Annotated in this window: 16 protein-coding genes; 8 read left to right on the forward strand and 8 right to left on the reverse strand. The window is 60.0% G+C overall.

Translation table 11 applies throughout. The features are described 5' to 3' along the window. Positions 1-34 precede the first annotated feature (34 nt). On the forward strand, positions 35-1,693 hold the full coding sequence (locus N434_RS00350) for an ABC transporter permease (RefSeq protein WP_286172038.1): 1,659 nt from the start codon (positions 35-37) through the stop codon (positions 1,691-1,693). Between the two features lie 311 nt (positions 1,694-2,004). Here the strand turns inward: N434_RS00350 and N434_RS00355 are convergent, their stop codons facing one another. The 5 genes from N434_RS00355 to N434_RS00375 form a co-directional block, all read right to left on the reverse strand. Next, positions 2,005-2,817 (reverse strand): ABC transporter permease, encoded by an 813-nt coding sequence (locus tag N434_RS00355; RefSeq protein ID WP_004432617.1) that lies wholly within the window; start codon positions 2,815-2,817, stop codon positions 2,005-2,007. A gap of 4 nt (positions 2,818-2,821) precedes the next feature. After that, complete coding sequence (locus N434_RS00360; RefSeq protein ID WP_065114890.1) at positions 2,822-3,730, reverse strand: ABC transporter permease subunit; 909 nt, start codon at positions 3,728-3,730, stop codon at positions 2,822-2,824. A gap of 11 nt (positions 3,731-3,741) precedes the next feature. Next, positions 3,742-4,899 (reverse strand): ABC transporter ATP-binding protein, encoded by a 1,158-nt coding sequence (locus tag N434_RS00365; RefSeq protein WP_110755452.1) that lies wholly within the window; start codon positions 4,897-4,899, stop codon positions 3,742-3,744. Positions 4,900-5,034: 135 nt separating this feature from the next. Beyond that, entirely contained in the window at positions 5,035-6,132 is a 1,098-nt protein-coding gene (locus tag N434_RS00370; RefSeq protein ID WP_065114888.1) for a polyamine ABC transporter substrate-binding protein, read from the reverse strand. 152 nt (positions 6,133-6,284) lie between these two features. Next, on the reverse strand, positions 6,285-7,700 hold the full coding sequence (locus N434_RS00375) for a helix-turn-helix domain-containing protein (protein WP_110755454.1): 1,416 nt from the start codon (positions 7,698-7,700) through the stop codon (positions 6,285-6,287). A gap of 256 nt (positions 7,701-7,956) precedes the next feature. Here N434_RS00375 and aceA point away from each other — a divergent pair, with 256 nt between their 5' ends. Both aceA and N434_RS00385 read left to right on the forward strand, forming a co-directional pair. After that, a complete protein-coding gene (aceA, locus tag N434_RS00380) occupies positions 7,957-9,246 on the forward strand; it encodes an isocitrate lyase (protein ID WP_110755456.1) in 1,290 nt (429 codons plus the stop codon). A gap of 84 nt (positions 9,247-9,330) precedes the next feature. Beyond that, positions 9,331-9,588, forward strand: coding sequence for an SMc00767 family acetate metabolism repressor (locus tag N434_RS00385; RefSeq protein WP_004432604.1), 258 nt, complete (start codon positions 9,331-9,333; stop codon positions 9,586-9,588). A gap of 64 nt (positions 9,589-9,652) precedes the next feature. Here N434_RS00385 and N434_RS00390 read toward each other — a convergent pair whose 3' ends face one another. Continuing rightward, complete coding sequence (locus N434_RS00390; protein WP_236773720.1) at positions 9,653-10,006, reverse strand: hypothetical protein; 354 nt, start codon at positions 10,004-10,006, stop codon at positions 9,653-9,655. 111 nt (positions 10,007-10,117) lie between these two features. Next, a complete protein-coding gene (locus N434_RS00395) occupies positions 10,118-10,990 on the reverse strand; it encodes a LysR family transcriptional regulator (RefSeq protein WP_065114884.1) in 873 nt (290 codons plus the stop codon). A gap of 86 nt (positions 10,991-11,076) precedes the next feature. Between N434_RS00395 and N434_RS00400 the strand changes: the two genes are divergently transcribed. Then, the gene (locus N434_RS00400; RefSeq protein WP_110755458.1) at positions 11,077-11,424 is read left to right on the forward strand and encodes a hypothetical protein; all 348 of its coding nucleotides are present in this window, start codon (positions 11,077-11,079) and stop codon (positions 11,422-11,424) included. A 110-nt stretch (positions 11,425-11,534) separates the two neighbouring features. Here N434_RS00400 and N434_RS00405 read toward each other — a convergent pair whose 3' ends face one another. Further along, a complete protein-coding gene (locus N434_RS00405; protein WP_110755460.1) occupies positions 11,535-12,719 on the reverse strand; it encodes a BaiN/RdsA family NAD(P)/FAD-dependent oxidoreductase in 1,185 nt (394 codons plus the stop codon). Positions 12,720-12,842: 123 nt separating this feature from the next. Between N434_RS00405 and N434_RS00410 the strand changes: the two genes are divergently transcribed. The 4 genes from N434_RS00410 (at position 12,843) to pgl (ending at position 17,903) form a co-directional block, all read left to right on the forward strand. Next, positions 12,843-14,282, forward strand: a complete 1,440-nt coding sequence (locus N434_RS00410; protein ID WP_065114881.1) for a glutamine synthetase family protein — start codon at positions 12,843-12,845, stop codon at positions 14,280-14,282. 12 nt (positions 14,283-14,294) lie between these two features. Then, positions 14,295-15,581, forward strand: a complete 1,287-nt coding sequence (locus N434_RS00415; protein ID WP_110755462.1) for an NAD(P)/FAD-dependent oxidoreductase — start codon at positions 14,295-14,297, stop codon at positions 15,579-15,581. A 137-nt stretch (positions 15,582-15,718) separates the two neighbouring features. Further along, a complete protein-coding gene (gene zwf / locus N434_RS00420; protein ID WP_065114879.1) occupies positions 15,719-17,194 on the forward strand; it encodes a glucose-6-phosphate dehydrogenase in 1,476 nt (491 codons plus the stop codon). Between the two features lie 10 nt (positions 17,195-17,204). After that, a complete protein-coding gene (pgl, locus tag N434_RS00425) occupies positions 17,205-17,903 on the forward strand; it encodes a 6-phosphogluconolactonase (protein ID WP_110755464.1) in 699 nt (232 codons plus the stop codon). The last annotated feature ends 15 nt before the right edge of the window (positions 17,904-17,918 follow it).

The raw sequence follows: 17,918 nt of genomic DNA on the forward strand, positions 1-17,918 counted from the left end.
TGAGGCTTTCGCAAGACAGCAGGCCCGCATACCCATGACGGTTTCCCTTCCAGTGACAAAACGCGTTTCGGTGCTGCCGATCACGGCGGTGATCGTCGCGGTCATTGCCGCCATGCCCATTCTGGCGATCTTCTGGCTGGCGCTGACCGGCAGCACGGAGGGTTGGCAGCATCTTCTCGCCAACGTCCTGCCACGTGCCGGGTTTCGTACCGTTCTGCTGCTGGCGATGACGGCGGCAACGACGGCCTTTTTCGGCATCGCCTGCGCCTGGCTCGTCACCACATTCGAATTTCCATTGCGGCGGATATTTTCCGCAGCCCTCGTGCTGCCGCTCGCCATTCCCTCCTATCTGGCCGCCTATGCCTTCGGTGAATTTCTCGATTTCACCGGTCCGGTGCAGAGCGTCCTCCGTGCGGCCTTCGGTTATCACAGCATCCGCGACTACTGGTTCCCCGATATCCGCTCGCTTGGCGGCGCCGTGATTGTTCTGAGCTCGGTGCTTTACCCTTATGTCTATCTGTCGGCCCGCGCCGCCTTTTCCATGCAGGGACGCTTTGCGGCTGAAGCGGCCCGCACGCTTGGCGCAAAACCGCTGAACGTGTTTTTCTCCGTGCAATTGCCGATGGCGCGGCCCGCAATCGCCATCGGGCTGTCACTGGTGCTGATGGAGACGCTGAACGATATCGGCGCGGTCGAATATCTCGGCGTGCAGACGCTGACCTTCACCATCTATGAGACCTGGCTCAATCGCGGTAATCTCGCCAATGCGACGCAGATCGCCGCTGTTATCCTCATCATCGTCGGCGCGCTGATCTTCATCGAACGCAACGCGCGTGAAAAACAGCGTTTCGGCGCACCCAAGGCGACCAGCATGGCGCAGCGCCACCGGCTGAAGACGCTGACCGGCTGGCAACGGTGGTGCGCGAGCCTGTTCTGCTTCCTGCCCGTGGCAAGCGGTTTTCTCATTCCCGTCATCGTGCTGGGCGGTTATGCCGCCAAAAGGCTCGACGCTCTATTCGCCCCGAAGCTCCTGAAAGCGCTTGGACACAGCCTCGAAGTCTCACTTTCAGCCGCCTTCGTGACGCTGATTGCGGCTTTCGTATTTTCCTATGCCATGCGCACCGAGCGCTCGGGCATATCGAAGGCCGCCGCCCGCTTCGGCTCCATGGGATATGGCGTGCCGGGAACAGTGCTTGCCATCGGCGTGCTCATTCCGCTGGCGAGCCTCGATAATGGCGTTGACGGTTTCATCCGTTCCCATTTCGGCTTTTCCAGCGGGCTGCTGCTTTCCGGCACCGCGTTTGCCATCATCTATGCCCATAGCGTGCGTTTCATGACCATGGCCGAAGGCACGCTCGATGCCGGTTTCCAGAAGCTTTCGCCGCATATCGACATGGCCTCGCGAACGCTCGGGCGCAACCGGCTGCAGACGCTGTTCAAGGTGCTGTTGCCGAACATGCGGCCGGCGGCGCTCACCGCCTTTCTTCTGGTCCTGATCGAATCCATGAAGGAACTGCCGGCGACCATCCTGCTCCGGCCTTTCGGTTTCAACACGCTGGCCACGCTGGTTTATGAGGACGCATCCCGCTCCAGGGTGCAGGATGCCGCCGTACCGGCGATCATCATCATCATTGCCGGGCTTGTTCCCGTGCTTCTGGTCTCGAAATCGATGGATCATCCTGAAAACGGCTGACCCCGGCCGGATTGACGGCAAAAAGAAAGGCGGCCTTTCGGCCGCCTGTATTAGTTGTGCTTTTTTCAACGAGAGAAAGGGGGACAACCTCGCCAGATGGAAATTATCAATCCCGGCCGTCAGAAATTTGACAGCCCTGCGTTGGATTTACTTTCCGCCAACTCCTATTAACAAGCGGTTAAAACCAAAATCGAGCAATTACCGACGAAAATTCCTATTCTGAGACCGTAAAGCGCCGAAACTAAATTAAAAGTTTCTAATTTCATCGTGATTTCAACAGTAACGCGAAGAAATCAAAACAGGCGTTCGGATCAGTTTCGGGCAGCTGCGTGTTCGTCGCGCATCCGCTGCAACTCGGTACGCTTGGAGGCGATGGAGGCGACGATCACACCGATGGTCACAAGCCCGATCAGGATCGTGCAGATGGCGTTGATTTCCGGCGTCACGCCGAGACGAACCTGCGAATAGATCTTGATCGGCAGCGTGGTTGCGCCGGGGCCGGTGGCGAAGCTCGCGATCACCAGATCATCGAGCGACAGCGTGAAGGCCAGCATCCAGCCGGCAATGACGGCCGGGAAGATCAAAGGCAGGGTGATGCGGAAGAAGGTCTTGACCGGCGGGCAGCCGAGATCGAGCGCCGCCTCCTCAAGACTGCGATCAAAAGTCAAAAGACGCGACTGCACGACGATCGCGACGTAGCACATGGTGAAGGTGGTGTGGGCGATGACCACCGTCCAGAAACCGCGATCCACCCCGACCGCCACGAACAGCAGCAGCAGCGACAGGCCGGTGATGACCTCCGGCATGACGAGCGGCGCGTAGATCATGCCGGAAAACAGCACCCGGCCCGGAAACCGTGCGAAGCGGGTGAGCGACAGCGCCGCCAGCGTTCCGAGGATGGTGCCGATGGTGGCGCTTAAGATACCGACACGCAGCGTCACCCAGGCAGCATCCATCAGCCCCTGGTTCGACCACATGGAGCGGTACCATTGCAGCGAGAAGCCACCCCAGACGGTAACGAGCTTCGAGGCGTTGAAGGAATAAACGATCAGGATGATGATCGGGATGTAAAGAAAGGCAAAACCGAGGGTGAGGACGGTGATGTCGAATTTTCCGCGCTTCATGGCCTCACCCCACCTTCTTCTGCTGGTTCTGGAAGATGGCGATGGGCACCACCAGCAGGAGCAGAAGCAGCACGGCGACGGCGGATGCCAATGGCCAGTCGCGATTGCCGAAGAATTCCGTCCAGAGCGTCTTGCCGATCATCAGCGTCTGCGCGCCGCCGAGCAGATCGGGAATGACGAATTCGCCTGTTATCGGGATGAAGCAGATCATCGACCCGGCAACCACGCCCGGCAGCGACAGCGGGAAAGTGATCTTCCAGAAGGCCTTCCATGGCGGGCAGCCAAGATCAGCCGCCGCTTCCAGAAGCGTATTGTCGAGTTTTTCCAGCGCCGAATAAAGCGGCAGCACCATGAAGGGCAGATAGGAATAAACGATGCCGATGAAGATCGCCGTTTCGGTGCGGAAGATATTGACCTGCTGGTCAGGCCCCAGAAGACCGATCGACTGGAACAGCACCGTCAGCAGGCCTTCCGGCTTCAGAATGCCGATCCAGGCGTAAACGCGGATCAGGAACGAGGTCCAGAACGGCAGGATCACCAGCATCACCAGCGTCGGGCGCACGGAAGACGGCGCGCGTGCCATGGCCAGCGCCATGGGATAACCGATGAGCAGCAGCAGGAAGGTGGAGATGAAGGCGATGCGCAGCGACGACAGATAGGCGTCGATGTAGAGCGGGTCTTCCGTCAGGAACAGGTAGTTTTCGAAATCCAGCTGCGAAAAGAATTCGCCGAGCTTCGAAAACCCTTCGAAGACCGGCGTATAGGGCGGCATGGAGATCGCCGTATCCGACAGCGAGATTTTGAAGATGATGAAAAACGGCGCTGCGAAAAACAGCAGCAGCCAGAAATAGGGAACCGCGACGACCAGCCAGCGCCAGGGGCTTTGCCGGTTCTCGGGAGTGGTGATCGCCATGAAAGCCTCCCTCAGCGCGTCAGGACGAGGCCGGAATCCGGCTTCCAGTTCAGCCACACCATGTCGCCGAAGGTGATCGGACGATCCACGAGACGCGAAACATTCGCCTGCGCGGCGCGGAGGACGCGGCCATCGGCAAGCTTGACGATGAAGACGGAGAAGTCGCCGAGATAACCGATATCCCAGACCTCGCCATAGGCGGAATTGACGCTGCTGTCGGCGGGCTGGTCGAGCGAGATGCGGACTTTTTCCGGGCGGATGGCGTAAGCGACCTGACTGCCGGTCGCGGCAGCACATTCCTGCTCCACCGCCACCTTCAGCCCTTCGCAATCCAGCGTCACGAGGCCGGGCTTACCGATATCGGAGGCATTGGCGACGACCTTCGCGTCGAAAATATTGATGTCCCCGATGAAGTCAGCCACGTAGCGGCTGTTCGGCGCTTCATATATCTCAGCCGGTGTCGCCACCTGCACGACGATACCCTTGTCCATGACAGCGATGCGGTCCGACACCGTCATCGCCTCTTCCTGATCGTGCGTGACGATGAGGAAGGTGAGGCCGAGATTGGTCTGGATGTCCATCAGTTCGAACTGCGTCTCCTCACGCAGCTTCTTGTCGAGCGCGCCGAGTGGCTCATCCAGCAACAGCACCTTCGGGCGCTTGGCGAGCGAACGGGCGAGCGCCACGCGTTGCCGCTGGCCGCCGGAAAGCTGGCTCGGCTTGCGTTTGGCGAATTCCGTGAGCTTGACGAGCCGCAGCATTTCCTCGACGCGGGAAGAGATTTCCGCTTTCGGCAAACCGTCCTGTTCGAGACCGAAGGCGATGTTCTTTTCCACCGACATATGCGGGAAAAGCGCATAGGACTGGAACATCATGTTGGTGGGACGCTTATAGGGAGGGACGCCGGAAATATCCTTGCCCTGCAGCAGGATGCGCCCTTCGGTCGGCTCCTCGAAACCGGCCAGCATACGCATCAGCGTGGTCTTGCCGCAACCGGAGGGACCGAGCAGCGAGAAGAACTCGCGCTCGTAAATATCAAGCGTCAGATTGTTGACGGCGACAAAATCGCCGAAACGCTTGGTGACATTCTCAAAACGGATGAAGGGAACCGCATCGGGGTTGTCCCACGGGCTGAATTTGCGTTTGACCGGCCCCAGAGTTTTCGCCATTCACCCTACCCTCAAATCCCGTTGGTCTTTCGATCGATGCTTCGGGGCGGGCGACACCGGCAGGTAACGGGACCTGCCGGCAAAGGATCAGAGGAACAGGCCCGCCGGCCGTTCCTCAACCAGCGGGCGGAGGTGTCAGCTGCCGGTCTTTATCTGCGTCCAGACGCGGTTCAGCACGCGCTGTTCCTTCGGTCCGTAGGGCGAGATGGTGAAGAGCTTCTTCATCGTCTCGGCATCGGGATAGACCGCCGGGTTCTTGGCAACGGACTCATCCATCAGCGCCTGCGAAGCAAGGTTGCCATTGGCGTATTGAACGTAGTTCGACGCCTTGGCGATGACTTCCGGCCGCATCAGATAGTTGATGAAAGCGTGCGCTTCCTCGACATTCTTGGCATCCGCCGGGATGGCAAGGTTGTCGAACCACATATAGGTGCCTTCCTTCGGGATGACGTAGTTCACCTCGACGCCGTTCTTGGCTTCCTCGGCGCGGCTCTTCGCCTGCAGGATATCGCCCGACCAGCCGATGGTGATGCAGCTGTCGCCATTCGCCAGTTCGTCGATATAGGCGGAAGAATTGAAGGTTTTCACATAGGGGCGGATCTTCATGTAGACATCGCCGCCCGCCTCGAGATCGGCGGTTTCCTTGCTGTCCGGATTCTTGCCGATATAGTTCATGGCAATGGCAAAGGTTTCGTCCGACGCATCGAGAATATTGATGCCACAGGATTTCAGCTTTTCGGCATTTTCCGGCTTGAAGATGATATCCCAGCTATCAATCGGAACATCACCGAGCGCGGCCTTTACCTTGGCGACGTTATAACCGATGCCGGTGGTGCCCCACATGTAGTTCACGGCATATTCGTTGCCGGGGTCGTATTTCGCCAGACGCTCGGAAACCTCAGGCCACATGTTCTTCAGATTCGGCAACTTGGACTTGTCGAGTTTCTGGAACACGCCGGCATTGATCTGGCGGGCAAGGAAGGGGCCGGTCGGCACCACGACATCATAACCGGAGCTGCCGGCCAGAAGCTTGGTTTCCACAAGCTCGTTGCTGTCGAACACGTCATAGACAACCTTGATGCCGGTTTCCTTGGTGAAATCGGCAAGCACTGATTCGTCGATATAATCCGACCAGTTATAGACGTGGACGACCTTCTCCTGGGCCATTGCCGAGCCTGCTGCAACGAGCGCGGTGGTGAGAGCCAAGGTCAGGCGGAGAGAACGGTTTTTCATGATGTCTCCTGTTAACGCATCCTCACGGTGGGAGCGTGATCCCCTTTTTTTGGAGAGACTAGAAAGGAAAACAAAAGGGAGCAAGCGGGAAATGTGCGGCACAGCATTTTCAACCAAATGTGTTCCGGCCACAAAAAAGCGGATGGAAAGACCTACTGGAAGTCGAAAACACTGAGACCGGTGACCATTTCATCGAGTCCCAAAGGCCGCGTCAGCGGCGCTTCGGCCCGCGACAGACAGCCCTGCCTTTCGCACAGCCGGCACGAAGGGCCGACGGCGACGGGCGCAGCACCCGAGGCGGCGGGGCCGTAGACGGTGTCTGCGGCCTGAGTGAGATCGCAGCCGAGAAGCACGGCCGTTCGCCGCACCCTTTCGCCGAAACCCGCCTGCGGACCTTCCAGCGTGCGCGACACCGTGAGGAAAGCATCGCCATCCGGCATCTCCACCGCCTCGACCAGCACCTGTCCCGGCTGGGCGAAAGCGGCATGGATGTTGAGACGCGGACAGAGGCCGCCAAAACGCGCCCTTGGAAAACCGCTGGCCCCTGCAAGGCGGAAACGGTTGCCGGCATTGTCGATTTCCATCAGGAAAAACGGGATCGCCGCGGCTGACGGCCGTTGCAGGCTGACAAGGCGGTTGGCCGCCTGTTCGAAAGAGACGTTGAAACGCGAACGCAGGACATCAAGGTCATATTTGGCACGCTGGGCGGCGCTCAGGAATGCGCCATACGGCATCATTAGCGCGTGGGCGGCATATCGTGCCAGCTCGAAACGGGCGATGCGCCGCGCTTCCTCGCCCTTCAGGCCAAGCGCCTCCAGTTCCGTACCGATCTCTTCGCGAAGCGCCAGAAGACAGGTCTCCATCGCCATTTCCCGCAGCTGATCCGGCTGCGACAGGCGCTCGGATAAAAACAGCCGCATGGAATGGCGATCATAACGCCGCCGCAGATTGGGCATGGCGTGTACCGGCAGGGTTCTGACCACGATGCCGTGGTTTTTCTGGAGCCATGCCCTCAGCCCCGAGGCGAGATCGTCGCCTGACGACAGTTGTTTATGGAGTTCTTCCGCCGCCGCATCGATGGTGTGGAAATAGGCCGGGCGGTTTTCAAAGACGTGGCGCACCTCGTCAATCGGCAGGCGGGTGGAGGAAAGCGCCGTTTCATGTCCCTCGCGCGCCAGAAGATCGGAGAGATCGGAAAGGCGCTGCGCCTGTTCCCGGTAGGCCCGGTAAAGCTTGAGGACGCCGCTTGCCGCATTGGGCGCGGCATCGGCGACCTCGATCAGCTCCTGCGGCGACGGCACCTCACCCGAAAGCAGCGGATCGGCGAAGACCTCGCGCAGCTGCCCGGCGGAACCGGCGCTTTCGCCCTGCAGGTCATCCAGATCGACCTTGTAGACGGAGGCGAGTTTCAAAAGCAGCTGCACGGTGAGCGGCCGCTGGTTGCGCTCGATGAGATTGAGATAGGACGGCGAGATCGCCAGCGCCTCGGCCATGGCCGTCTGCGTCAGCGCGAGACCGTTGCGTATGCGGCGCACGCGCGGGCCTGCAAAAATCTTGTTTTCCGACACAGCGTCGTTCCTCCATCCCCGTCAACTCATACAAGTCTGTTACAAACTCATCGGCTCAAAGGTTTTTACAAAATTTACAATTTTACAGCTCCATCCTGTCACGCATCCTACAGGATAACCTCTTTCAAGTCACTGTTTTTATGTTTGTTCTGGCGCTCAAATCCCGAAAAATGTAAATGTAGTCACATCAAACGGCGCCATATGATGTTAAAGACGGCCCGTTACGGAAACCGCATTTATCATGGGAGAGAGAAGTATGACGGATTTTTACAAGCTTGTTCCGGGCGCACCGCAGGGACGTTTCGACGGCATCGAGCGCACCTACACCGCCGCCGACGTGGAGCGGCTGCGCGGCTCCGTCGAAATCCGCCATTCGCTGGCCGAAATGGGCGCGAACCGGCTGTGGAAGCTGATCAATGAGGAAAATTTCGTCAACGCGCTCGGCGCGCTCTCCGGCAACCAGGCCATGCAGATGGTTCGTGCCGGGCTGAAGGCGATCTATCTTTCCGGCTGGCAGGTTGCGGCGGATGCCAATACGGCATCGGCCATGTATCCGGACCAGTCGCTTTATCCCGCCAATGCCGCACCGGAGCTTGCAAAGCGCATCAACCGCACTTTGCAGCGCGCCGACCAGATCGAGACGGCGGAAGGCAAGGGCCTTTCGGTCGATACCTGGTTCGCGCCGATCGTTGCCGATGCCGAAGCCGGCTTCGGCGGCCCGCTCAATGCCTTCGAGATCATGAAGGCCTTTATCGAGGCGGGTGCGGCGGGTGTTCATTATGAAGACCAGCTGGCTTCGGAAAAGAAATGCGGCCATCTCGGCGGCAAGGTCCTGATCCCGACGGCGGCGCATATCCGCAACCTGACGGCAGCGCGGCTTGCGGCTGATGTCATGGGTGTACCGACGCTGGTCATCGCCCGCACCGATGCGGAGGCCGCCAAGCTTCTGACCTCCGATATCGACGAGCGCGACCGTCCCTTCGTGGATTACGATGCCGGCCGCACCGTCGAGGGCTTCTATCAGGTCAAGAACGGTCTTGAACCCTGCATCGCCCGTGCGGTGGCCTATGCGCCCTATTGCGACCTGATCTGGTGCGAGACATCAAAGCCGGATCTCGAACAGGCGCGCAGGTTTGCGGAAGGCGTGCACAAGGCGCATCCGGGCAAGAAGCTCGCTTACAACTGCTCACCGTCGTTCAACTGGAAAAAGAACCTCGACGACGCGACGATTGCCAAGTTCCAGCGGGAACTGGGAGCGATGGGCTACAAGTTCCAGTTCATCACCCTTGCCGGTTTCCACCAGCTGAATTTCGGCATGTTCGAACTGGCGCGCGGTTACAAGGACCGGCAGATGGCAGCCTATTCCGAGCTTCAGGAAGCGGAATTCGCAGCCGAGGCCAATGGTTACACCGCCACCAAGCACCAGCGCGAAGTCGGCACCGGCTATTTCGACGCCGTGTCTCTGGCGATCTCGGGCGGCACGTCCTCGACCACCGCCATGAAGGAATCCACCGAGCACGACCAGTTCCGCCCGGCGGCTGAATAAACAGGCAAAACGGCCCTTTCCGATATCGGGAAGGGCTTGCAAACCGGATCAAGAACCCCGACCAATAAAGAGAGGAGAAATGCCATGAATGCCCACAACCCAATCAAGACCCACGTCAAGGAACGCGCCGAGGAACAATCCTCCGCCATGACGCAGGATCAACAGGCAGCCATCCGCATGCTGGCCAATGATCTGCACCGCCTCAACCAGGCCGTCATGAAAGCCGTCGAGGCCGGCGTTTCCGTCGAGCTGGTCCGCTCGGCCCGCCACCATGGCGGCGGCGGCAACTGGGGGGATCTGCTTATCCCCGTCATCGTCGCGCAGGGGCGTGACGCCGCCTGAAACAAAAGACCGGAACATCATAACGATGCTCCGGTCTTCAATGCAAAAATCCGGAGTGGCGGCCTCAGAAGCTCGCCGATACGGAAACGCCGATGCTTACATTAACGCCCATCGCCTCGACGTTACCCTGGAGTTGAGGTGCATAGGGAGCGAAACAGGCAAGCTGCGTCAGAGGAATCGGGTTCAGAACGGCCGGCGATTCCCACGCCAGATGCATCGCCACCCCACCCACGAGCTTTTCCCAGCCTGCGATCTTGGTGCCTGCGGCTGCCGGCGCAATTGCCGTGACAGATTGCGAAAGAGCATCGGCAACGACTGCCGCGAGACCCTTGCTGACTGCTGCATAAAAGAGCTTTGCTGCTTCTTCCGGCGTTCCTGCTGCGGACATCGCATTTACATATGATGCTGAAATTATCATGGCGGCCTCAACCTAAAGGAGTTAAATCTACAAAAGCAACCTATGGCTATTTTGACGGATACGCAACTAAAAATTATTAAAAACAAAGTACACAATCTAAGGTAATCGCACCTATGCGGGGCGGCTCTTGCGCCCGGCATATAAATCGGAATGTCCCTTGATCAGACGGGTCATCCGGTCCGCCACCGTCCTGATATCGCGGCGGTGGCGATCGTCATTGTTCATGACGATCCATTGGTTGTGGCGAAGGCTCTCCAGCTCTTCGCCCTCCCGAGCGAGCCGCGCATCCGCATCGCCCACAAAACAGGGAAGCACGGCGACCCCCGCCCCGGCCAGCACCAGATCGAGAAGCGCCACCGGCCGGTTCACCGTTACCACGATCTCGTTGTTACGATTTTCATGCGGCCAGCGCAGATAGGTTGAAATGGCGTTTTCCTCCGCCACCGCCAGCCAGCGGTCCGCGACGGTAGTGGCGGCGTTGCGCAGCCTGTAGGGCGCATAGGCCACCTCCCCCGTCCTGATGGCGGCGAGGTTCTTTTCCTGCGGCTCGAAAGCGCGGATGCCGATGTCGTTTTCGCGATGGGCCAGAGACGCCCTCTGTTCGGCAATGAAAAGGTCGATGCGAAAATCATCGCGGTCGGTGCAGATGGCGGAGAAATTCCCGGTCAGCAGCCAGGCGTTCCAGGTGCCGACGGCAATGCGTACGACGGATGAGGCCGACGACGCCTTCTGCCATCCTTCGATGTCCCTCGCCGCATTCTCCATCGCCTGAAGCCGGTCGAACAGCGTACGGCCATCCGCCGTCAGGGCATATCCCGTCTGGCTGCGCTGGAACAGCGCCTTGCCGATGCGCTCCTCCAGCTCGACCATGCGCCGCCCCACCGTCGCGGGGCTCAAGCCCGTCAGCGCCGCCGCACCCGTCAGGCCGCCGCTGCGTGACACATCGAGGAAAAGCTGATAGGAATCCCAGGTAACGTTTTTCATAGGTGAAAAACGTAGCGCATTTTCTTGCGCAGATAAATCAAAAAACGGCGTGCATCATGGCCCTCCGCACTTAGAAGGAGAGCGACATGCACGCGATTTTTGCAGCACGGGTCATCATCGAAAACCAGCAGCCTCGCACACGGCGCGAAGCCATTCTGCAGGAAGAGAAGTTTTATACTGACATGGCCGAGGCATCGCACCCGTCACGGTTTTTCAGCGCGCTCATCCGCTTGATGAAGGCGAAGCGCCGCAGATCAGTGAAAGAGGGCGATCAGGGCCGCGAGGGCACCGGCTGCGATGAGGCTCAGGCGAAAGGCCAGATGACGGCTCTCGTTGTCAGTGCGGGCGATGGCAATGGCCCGAGGGCGGCGATGTGCGGATCTGTTCATGCGCGGGCTCCAGACGAAAAACTCAACCGACCCATGCCCTGTTGAGGGCCTCCAGCAGGACATCATGTGCAGCGGGATCATCGAGCGATCCAGCCTTGCTGGCATTTGGTCAGGATGACTCCGCGCCCGTTAACAAGGCATTAACGGGCGTGGCCTCACGCGAATTCACCCGCCGCCTGCCCGGAGGCCCAGGCCCATTGGAAATTGTAACCGCCGAGCCAGCCGGTCACGTCGACACATTCGCCGATGAAGAAGAGGCCGGGCACGGATTTCGCCGCCATGCTGCGGGAATCGAGACCGGTCGTGTCGATGCCGCCGAGCGTGACCTCCGCCGTGCGATAACCTTCAGAACCGGCGGGCTTGATCTGCCAGTCCTGCACCTCGCCCGCCAGCTTCGCCAGCACCTTGTCGGACATATCCGCCAGATGGCCGGTGAGGCCGGATTGTTCGACGACATGCTGGGCAAGGCGCTTCGGCAGGATTTCCGACAAGGCGGTCTGGGGCGACTGGCGGCCGTTCTTCTGTTTCGCCTGCTTCAGCAGCGCGGCGATATCGCGCGCCGGTTCCAGCTTCAGACGGATGACATCGCCCTCGCGCCAGTAGGATGAGATTTGCAGGATGGAAGGGCCGCTCAAACCGCGATGCGTGAAGAGCAGCGCCTCCTCAAACGAGGTCTTGCCATGGAAAACCTCGGCCGGAACCGCGACACCGGCAAGCGGGCTCAGCCTTTCCAGCATGGCGGGATCAAGCGTCAGCGGCACGAGGCCCGGACGAGTCTCGACGAGCTTGAGGCCGAACTGTTCGGCGATCTGGTAGGCGAAACCGGTCGCGCCCATTTTCGGGATGGACTTGCCGCCCGTCGCGACAATGAGGCTTTCCGTCTCGATGATGCCGCCGGATGTCGTGACGCGAAAACGGGCGCCATCATGGGTGACGGCCGAGACTGACGTTTCGAGCCGCAGCTTCGCATTCACCACCTGCATTTCGCCAAGCAGCATGCGGATGATGTCCTTGGCGCTGTCATCGCAAAAGAGCTGGCCGAGCGTTTTTTCATGCCAGGCGATGCGGTGTTTTTCGACAAGGGCGATGAAATCGCGCGGTGTGTAGCGGGCAAGCGCGGATTTGGCGAAATGCGGATTGGCGGAGAGATAATTCTTCGGCCCGGCATGGATATTGGTGAAGTTGCAGCGGCCGCCGCCGGAGATGCGGATTTTTTCGCCCGGCGCTTTCGCATGGTCGAGAATGACGACGGAGCGGCCGCGCTGGCCGGCGCGGACGGCGCACATCATGCCGGCGGCGCCCGCCCCCAAAATCAGCACGTCACATTTCTCTGTCATCATTCCATCCGATCCGTTTCCTTTCCTCTTTTCGAAGTGCCGCCGCTTGTCAATGGCGCTTTCCCCCTCGCCAATTGCCAAACTACGGTTATGATGGCGCCAGTCGAAACACAGACCCGGTGATACATGCCCGCCAAAAAAACCATGCTCCGCCCGAAGAAACAGGCAACCATGGCAAAGAAGACCCCTCCCCTCGACCTTTCCTCCACCCGTGGCGTTTCCTCCTGGCGCGAAGCCGCCCAATGGCTCAGGGCACGCGGGATCGAAGACATAGAATGCATCACGCCCGACCTTGCCGGGGTTCCGCGCGGCAAGATGATGCCGACGGCGAAGTTCACGGGCGACACCTCGCTTGCCCTGCCATCCGCACTCTACCGCCATACGATATCAGGCGAATATCCTGACGAGACCGCCAATTTCCGCTACGAGCCGCGCGACAGCGACCTGAAGCTGGTGCCCGATCTCTCCACCCTTTCCGTCGTGCCGTGGGAAACGGACCCGACCGCGCAGGTGATCTGCGACGTGGTGGATGCCGAGGGCAATTTCGTGCCTTACACACCGCGCAATGTGCTCAAGAATGTGCTTTCGCTCTATACCGAAAAGGGCTGGAAGCCGGTCGTGGCGCCGGAAATCGAATTCTACCTCGTCGCCATGAATGACGACCCGGATTATCCGCTGCATCCGCCGAAGGGCCGGTCCGGCCGCTCCATCGTCGGCGGACAGAGCTATTCCATCGCCGGCATCAACGAATTCGACGAGCTGATCGATGACATCTATCACTTCTCGGAAAAACAGGGTCTCGAGATCGACACGCTGATCCACGAGGAAGGCCCAGCGCAGCTGGAAATCAACCTGCGCCATGGGGATCCCATCGAACTTGCCGACCAGGTGTTCCTGTTCAAGCGCACCATTCGCGAGGCGGCGCTGAAGCACGGCATCTACGCCACCTTCATGGCCAAGCCCATGCAGGGCCAGCCGGGTTCGGCCATGCATATCCACCAGTCGGTGGTGGAAATCGACAGCGGCCGCAATATCTTCTCCAATGCCGATGGCAGCCCTTCGAAGGAATTCTTCTCCTTCGTGGGCGGCATGCAGCGTTATGTTCCGAACGCGCTAGTCATGCTGGCGCCCTATGTGAATTCCTATCGCCGCCTGACGCCCGACATGGCCTGCCCGGTCAACAATGCCTGGGGTTACGACAACCGCACGACCGCCTTCCGGGTGCCGATTTCCGGCCCGCAGGCGCGGCGTGTCGAAAACCGCCTGCCGAGTTCGGACGCCAATCCCTATCTCGCACTTGCCGCCTCGCTCGGCTGCGGCTGGCTCGGCATCGTCAACAATATCGAGCCGACCGAGCCCACCGCCGATACGGCCAATGAAGGCTCCATCGACCTGCCGCGCGGTCTCCTTGAGGCCGTGGCGCTGCTGGAAGGCGAAGAGCAGTTCGACCGGGTGTTCGGCCATGAATTCGTGGGCCTCTATGCCGGCCTGAAACGCGGGGAGTTCGAGACCTTCATGCAGGTCATCAGCCCCTGGGAGCGGGAATTCCTGCTTCTCAACGTGTGAGGAGCCCCGAGCATGACATGGCAAAGCCCGATTGCGCCGGGAATTTCCTGGTATCAGGCAACCGTCGGCGAGCGGCCGGACTATCCCGCCCTCGACGGCTCGAGAGAGGTTGATGTCGCCATCATCGGCGGCGGTTATACCGGCCTTCAGGCCGCCTGTAGCCTCGCCGAAAATGGCGTCTCCGTCGCCCTCATCGAAGCGCATCGTTTCGGCGATGGCGCTTCCGGCCGCAATGGCGGGCAATTCGGCACCGGCCAGCGCTCCTTCCCCGACGAGATGGAAGAAGAGATCGGCTTCGAGCAGTCGAAGCTGCTGTTCGACATTGCCGAGGACGCCAAAAACTACCTGCGCGGCTTCGCGGTCAGTCGCGGCATCGACATGGAGTATCTCCCTGGGCAGCTCTATGTGGCGCACAAGGCCGCTTACGAGGACGATTACCGCCGAAGTGTCGATGCGATGAACAACCGTTATGGCTATCCGCATATTTCCTACATGGAACGTGCAGAAGCACGCAAACGTGTCGGCTCCACCCATTATTTCGGCGGCACGCGCGACACCGGCACCGGCCATATCCACCCGTTGAAGCTGCTGGTCGGGCTGGCGAAGGCGGCGAAAGCGGCGGGTGCCGGCATTTATGAAATGACGCCGGCGAAATCCATCCGGCAAGTGGGCGGCAAGACCATCATCGAAACGCCTTTCGGCACGATCACCGCGCCGCGGGTGCTGATCGCCACCAATGCCTATATCGGCAATCTGGAACCGGTCACCGCCGCCCATATCATGCCGATCCGCTCCTTCATCGGCGCCACCGTGCCGCTGGACGCGTTTCCCGACATCATTCCCGACCGGGAGGCCGTGGCGGATTCGCGGTTCGTGGTGCGCTATTTCCGCAAGACGGCCGATAACCGGCTGCTGTTCGGCGGGCGCGAAGCCTATACGGCCGATACGCCCCGCGATATTTCCAGCCATATCCGCCGGCAGATCGCGGAAATCTATCCTGCGCTGAAAGACATAGACATCACCCATTCCTGGGGCGGCTCGGTCGGCATTACCCTGCCGCGCAAGGTCTTCGTGCGCGAGGTCATGCCGGGCGTCACCTCCATCGGCGGTTATTCCGGCCATGGGGTGATGCTGTCGAATTATTGCGGCAAGCTTTATGCCGATCTCGTTCTCGGCAAAAAGGACATGCTGGCACCCTTCGCGCGGCTGAAGGTGCCGTCTTTTCCCGGCGGGGCGTCGCTGCGCGCACCGCTGCTTTTCCTGGCGCTCTCGTGGTACGCATTGCGAGACAGGTTTTAGGCCAATGTTTACAGACTGTTATCGGCGGCGGACAAGCCGGCGGAAGCAAAATTCATAATTTCACATAACTGAGTCTGGCATTTTTAAATCGATTAGATTATTGATGCCCCAACCCTTTGAAGATCGAGAGAATCGATATGAGCAGTCAGATCATTCCCGTTGAAGCTTTTGATTGTGTCGTTTTCGGCGGCACAGGCGATCTGGCGGAGCGCAAGCTTCTGCCGGCCCTTTATCATCGCCAGGTCGAAGGCCAGTTCACCGAACCGACCCGCATCATCGGTGCATCGCGTTCGGTCATGACCCATGAGGAATATCGCAAATTCGCGCAGGATGCGCTGAAGGAGCACCTGAAGGCCGGCGAATATGATGATGCGCAGGTTGCCGTGTTCCTGAACAGGCTTTTCTACGTGCCAGTCGATGCCAAGGGCAGCAATGGCTGGGACGTGCTGAAAAAGCTGCTGGACGAGGGCAAGGAACGCGTGCGCGCCTTCTATCTGGCTGTTGCGCCCGGCATTTTCGGCGATATCGCCGACAAGATCCGCGAGCACAAGCTCATCACCCGCTCGACCCGCATCGTCGTTGAAAAGCCGATTGGCCGCGATCTCGCTTCCGCGCAGGAACTGAACGACACCATCGGCCACGTCTTCAAGGAAGAGCAGATCTTCCGCATCGACCACTATCTCGGCAAGGAGACGGTGCAGAACCTGATGGCGCTGCGTTTCGCCAATGCTCTCTACGAGCCGCTGTGGAATTCCGCCCATATCGACCATGTGCAGATCACCGTTGCCGAAGCGGTCGGTCTTGAAGGCCGCGCCGGTTATTATGACAAGGCTGGCGCACTGCGCGACATGGTACAGAACCATATCCTGCAGCTGCTTTGCCTTGTTGCCATGGAGCCGCCGGCATCGATGAATGCGGAAGCCGTGCGTGACGAAAAACTCAAGGTTCTGCGCTCGCTGAAGCCGATCGATACCAGCAATGTCGAGAAGCAGACGGTTCGCGGCCAGTATCGCGCCGGCGCTTCCGCCGGTGGCCCGGTCAAGGGCTATCTGGAAGAGCTGGAAGGCGGCGTTTCCAACACCGAAACCTTCGTCGCCATCAAGGCCGAAATCGCCAATTGGCGCTGGGCCGGCGTTCCCTTCTATATCCGCACCGGCAAACGTCTTGCGACCCGCGTTTCGGAAATCGTCGTCACCTTCAAGCAGATCCCGCATTCGATCTTCGACGATGCGGCCGGCAAGATCGAGGCCAACAAGCTGGTCATTCGTCTGCAGCCGGATGAAGGCGTCAAGCAGTCTCTGCTCATCAAGGACCCCGGCCCGGGCGGTATGCGTCTGCGTCAGGTGTCGCTGGACATGAGCTTTGCCGAAGCCTTCAACGTGCGCAGCCCCGATGCCTATGAGCGGCTGTTGATGGACACCATCCGCTCCAACCAGACGCTGTTCATGCGCCGCGACGAAGTCGAGGCCGCGTGGGACTGGATCGACCCCATTCTCAAGAGCTGGGAAGATCTGGGACAGGGCGTGCAGGGTTATACCGCCGGCACCTGGGGTCCGAGCGGCTCGATCGCACTGATCGAGCGCGACGGCCGCACCTGGCACGATGCCGACTGAGGGCCGGGCGATGAGCGAAACGATCCACGTCTTCGACACCGCCGCCGAACTGGCCACCGCTCTTTCGGCGGAGGTTGCCAAACGCCTTGATGCGGCCACGAAGGATCGCGGTGCGGCGAGCATCGCCGTCTCCGGCGGTTCGACGCCCAAGCTGTTCTTTCAGGCGCTTTCCAGGCACAATCTCGACTGGCCGAACATCAGCGTGACGCTGGTGGACGAACGTTTCGTGCCGCCGGAAAGCGACCGTTCGAACCACCGCCTCGTTGCCGAGAACCTTTTGCAGGACAAGGCGAAGGCGGCTTATTTCGTGCCGCTGTTCCAGCCGGCGGCCTCGCCGGAGGATGCGGCAACGCTTGCGACCGTCAAGACCGAAGCGATCTGCGATCCCTTCGATGTCGTCATTCTCGGCATGGGAACGGATGGCCACACGGCATCGTTCTTCCCCGGTGGAGACAATCTCTACGAAGCGCTGGACCTTGATGAACCGCGCGGCGTTTTGACCATGGCGGCGGAGAATGCGGGAGAGGAGCGGTTGACCTTCAACTTCTCGAGCCTCAACGATGCCGGTTTCCTCGTGCTGCATATCGAAGGTGCGGCCAAGAAGGCAACGCTGGAGAAGGCACAGTCGGGCGAGGATGAGGATGAAATGCCGATCCGCGCCGTGCTGAACCGGGCAGAAACGCCCGTGGATATATACTGGGCGCCATAAGCCAAACGCCACCGC

The sequence above is a fragment of the Rhizobium sp. UGM030330-04 genome (assembly GCF_003208455.1).
GTDB classification, from domain to species: Bacteria; Pseudomonadota; Alphaproteobacteria; order Rhizobiales; family Rhizobiaceae; genus Agrobacterium; species Agrobacterium rhizogenes_A.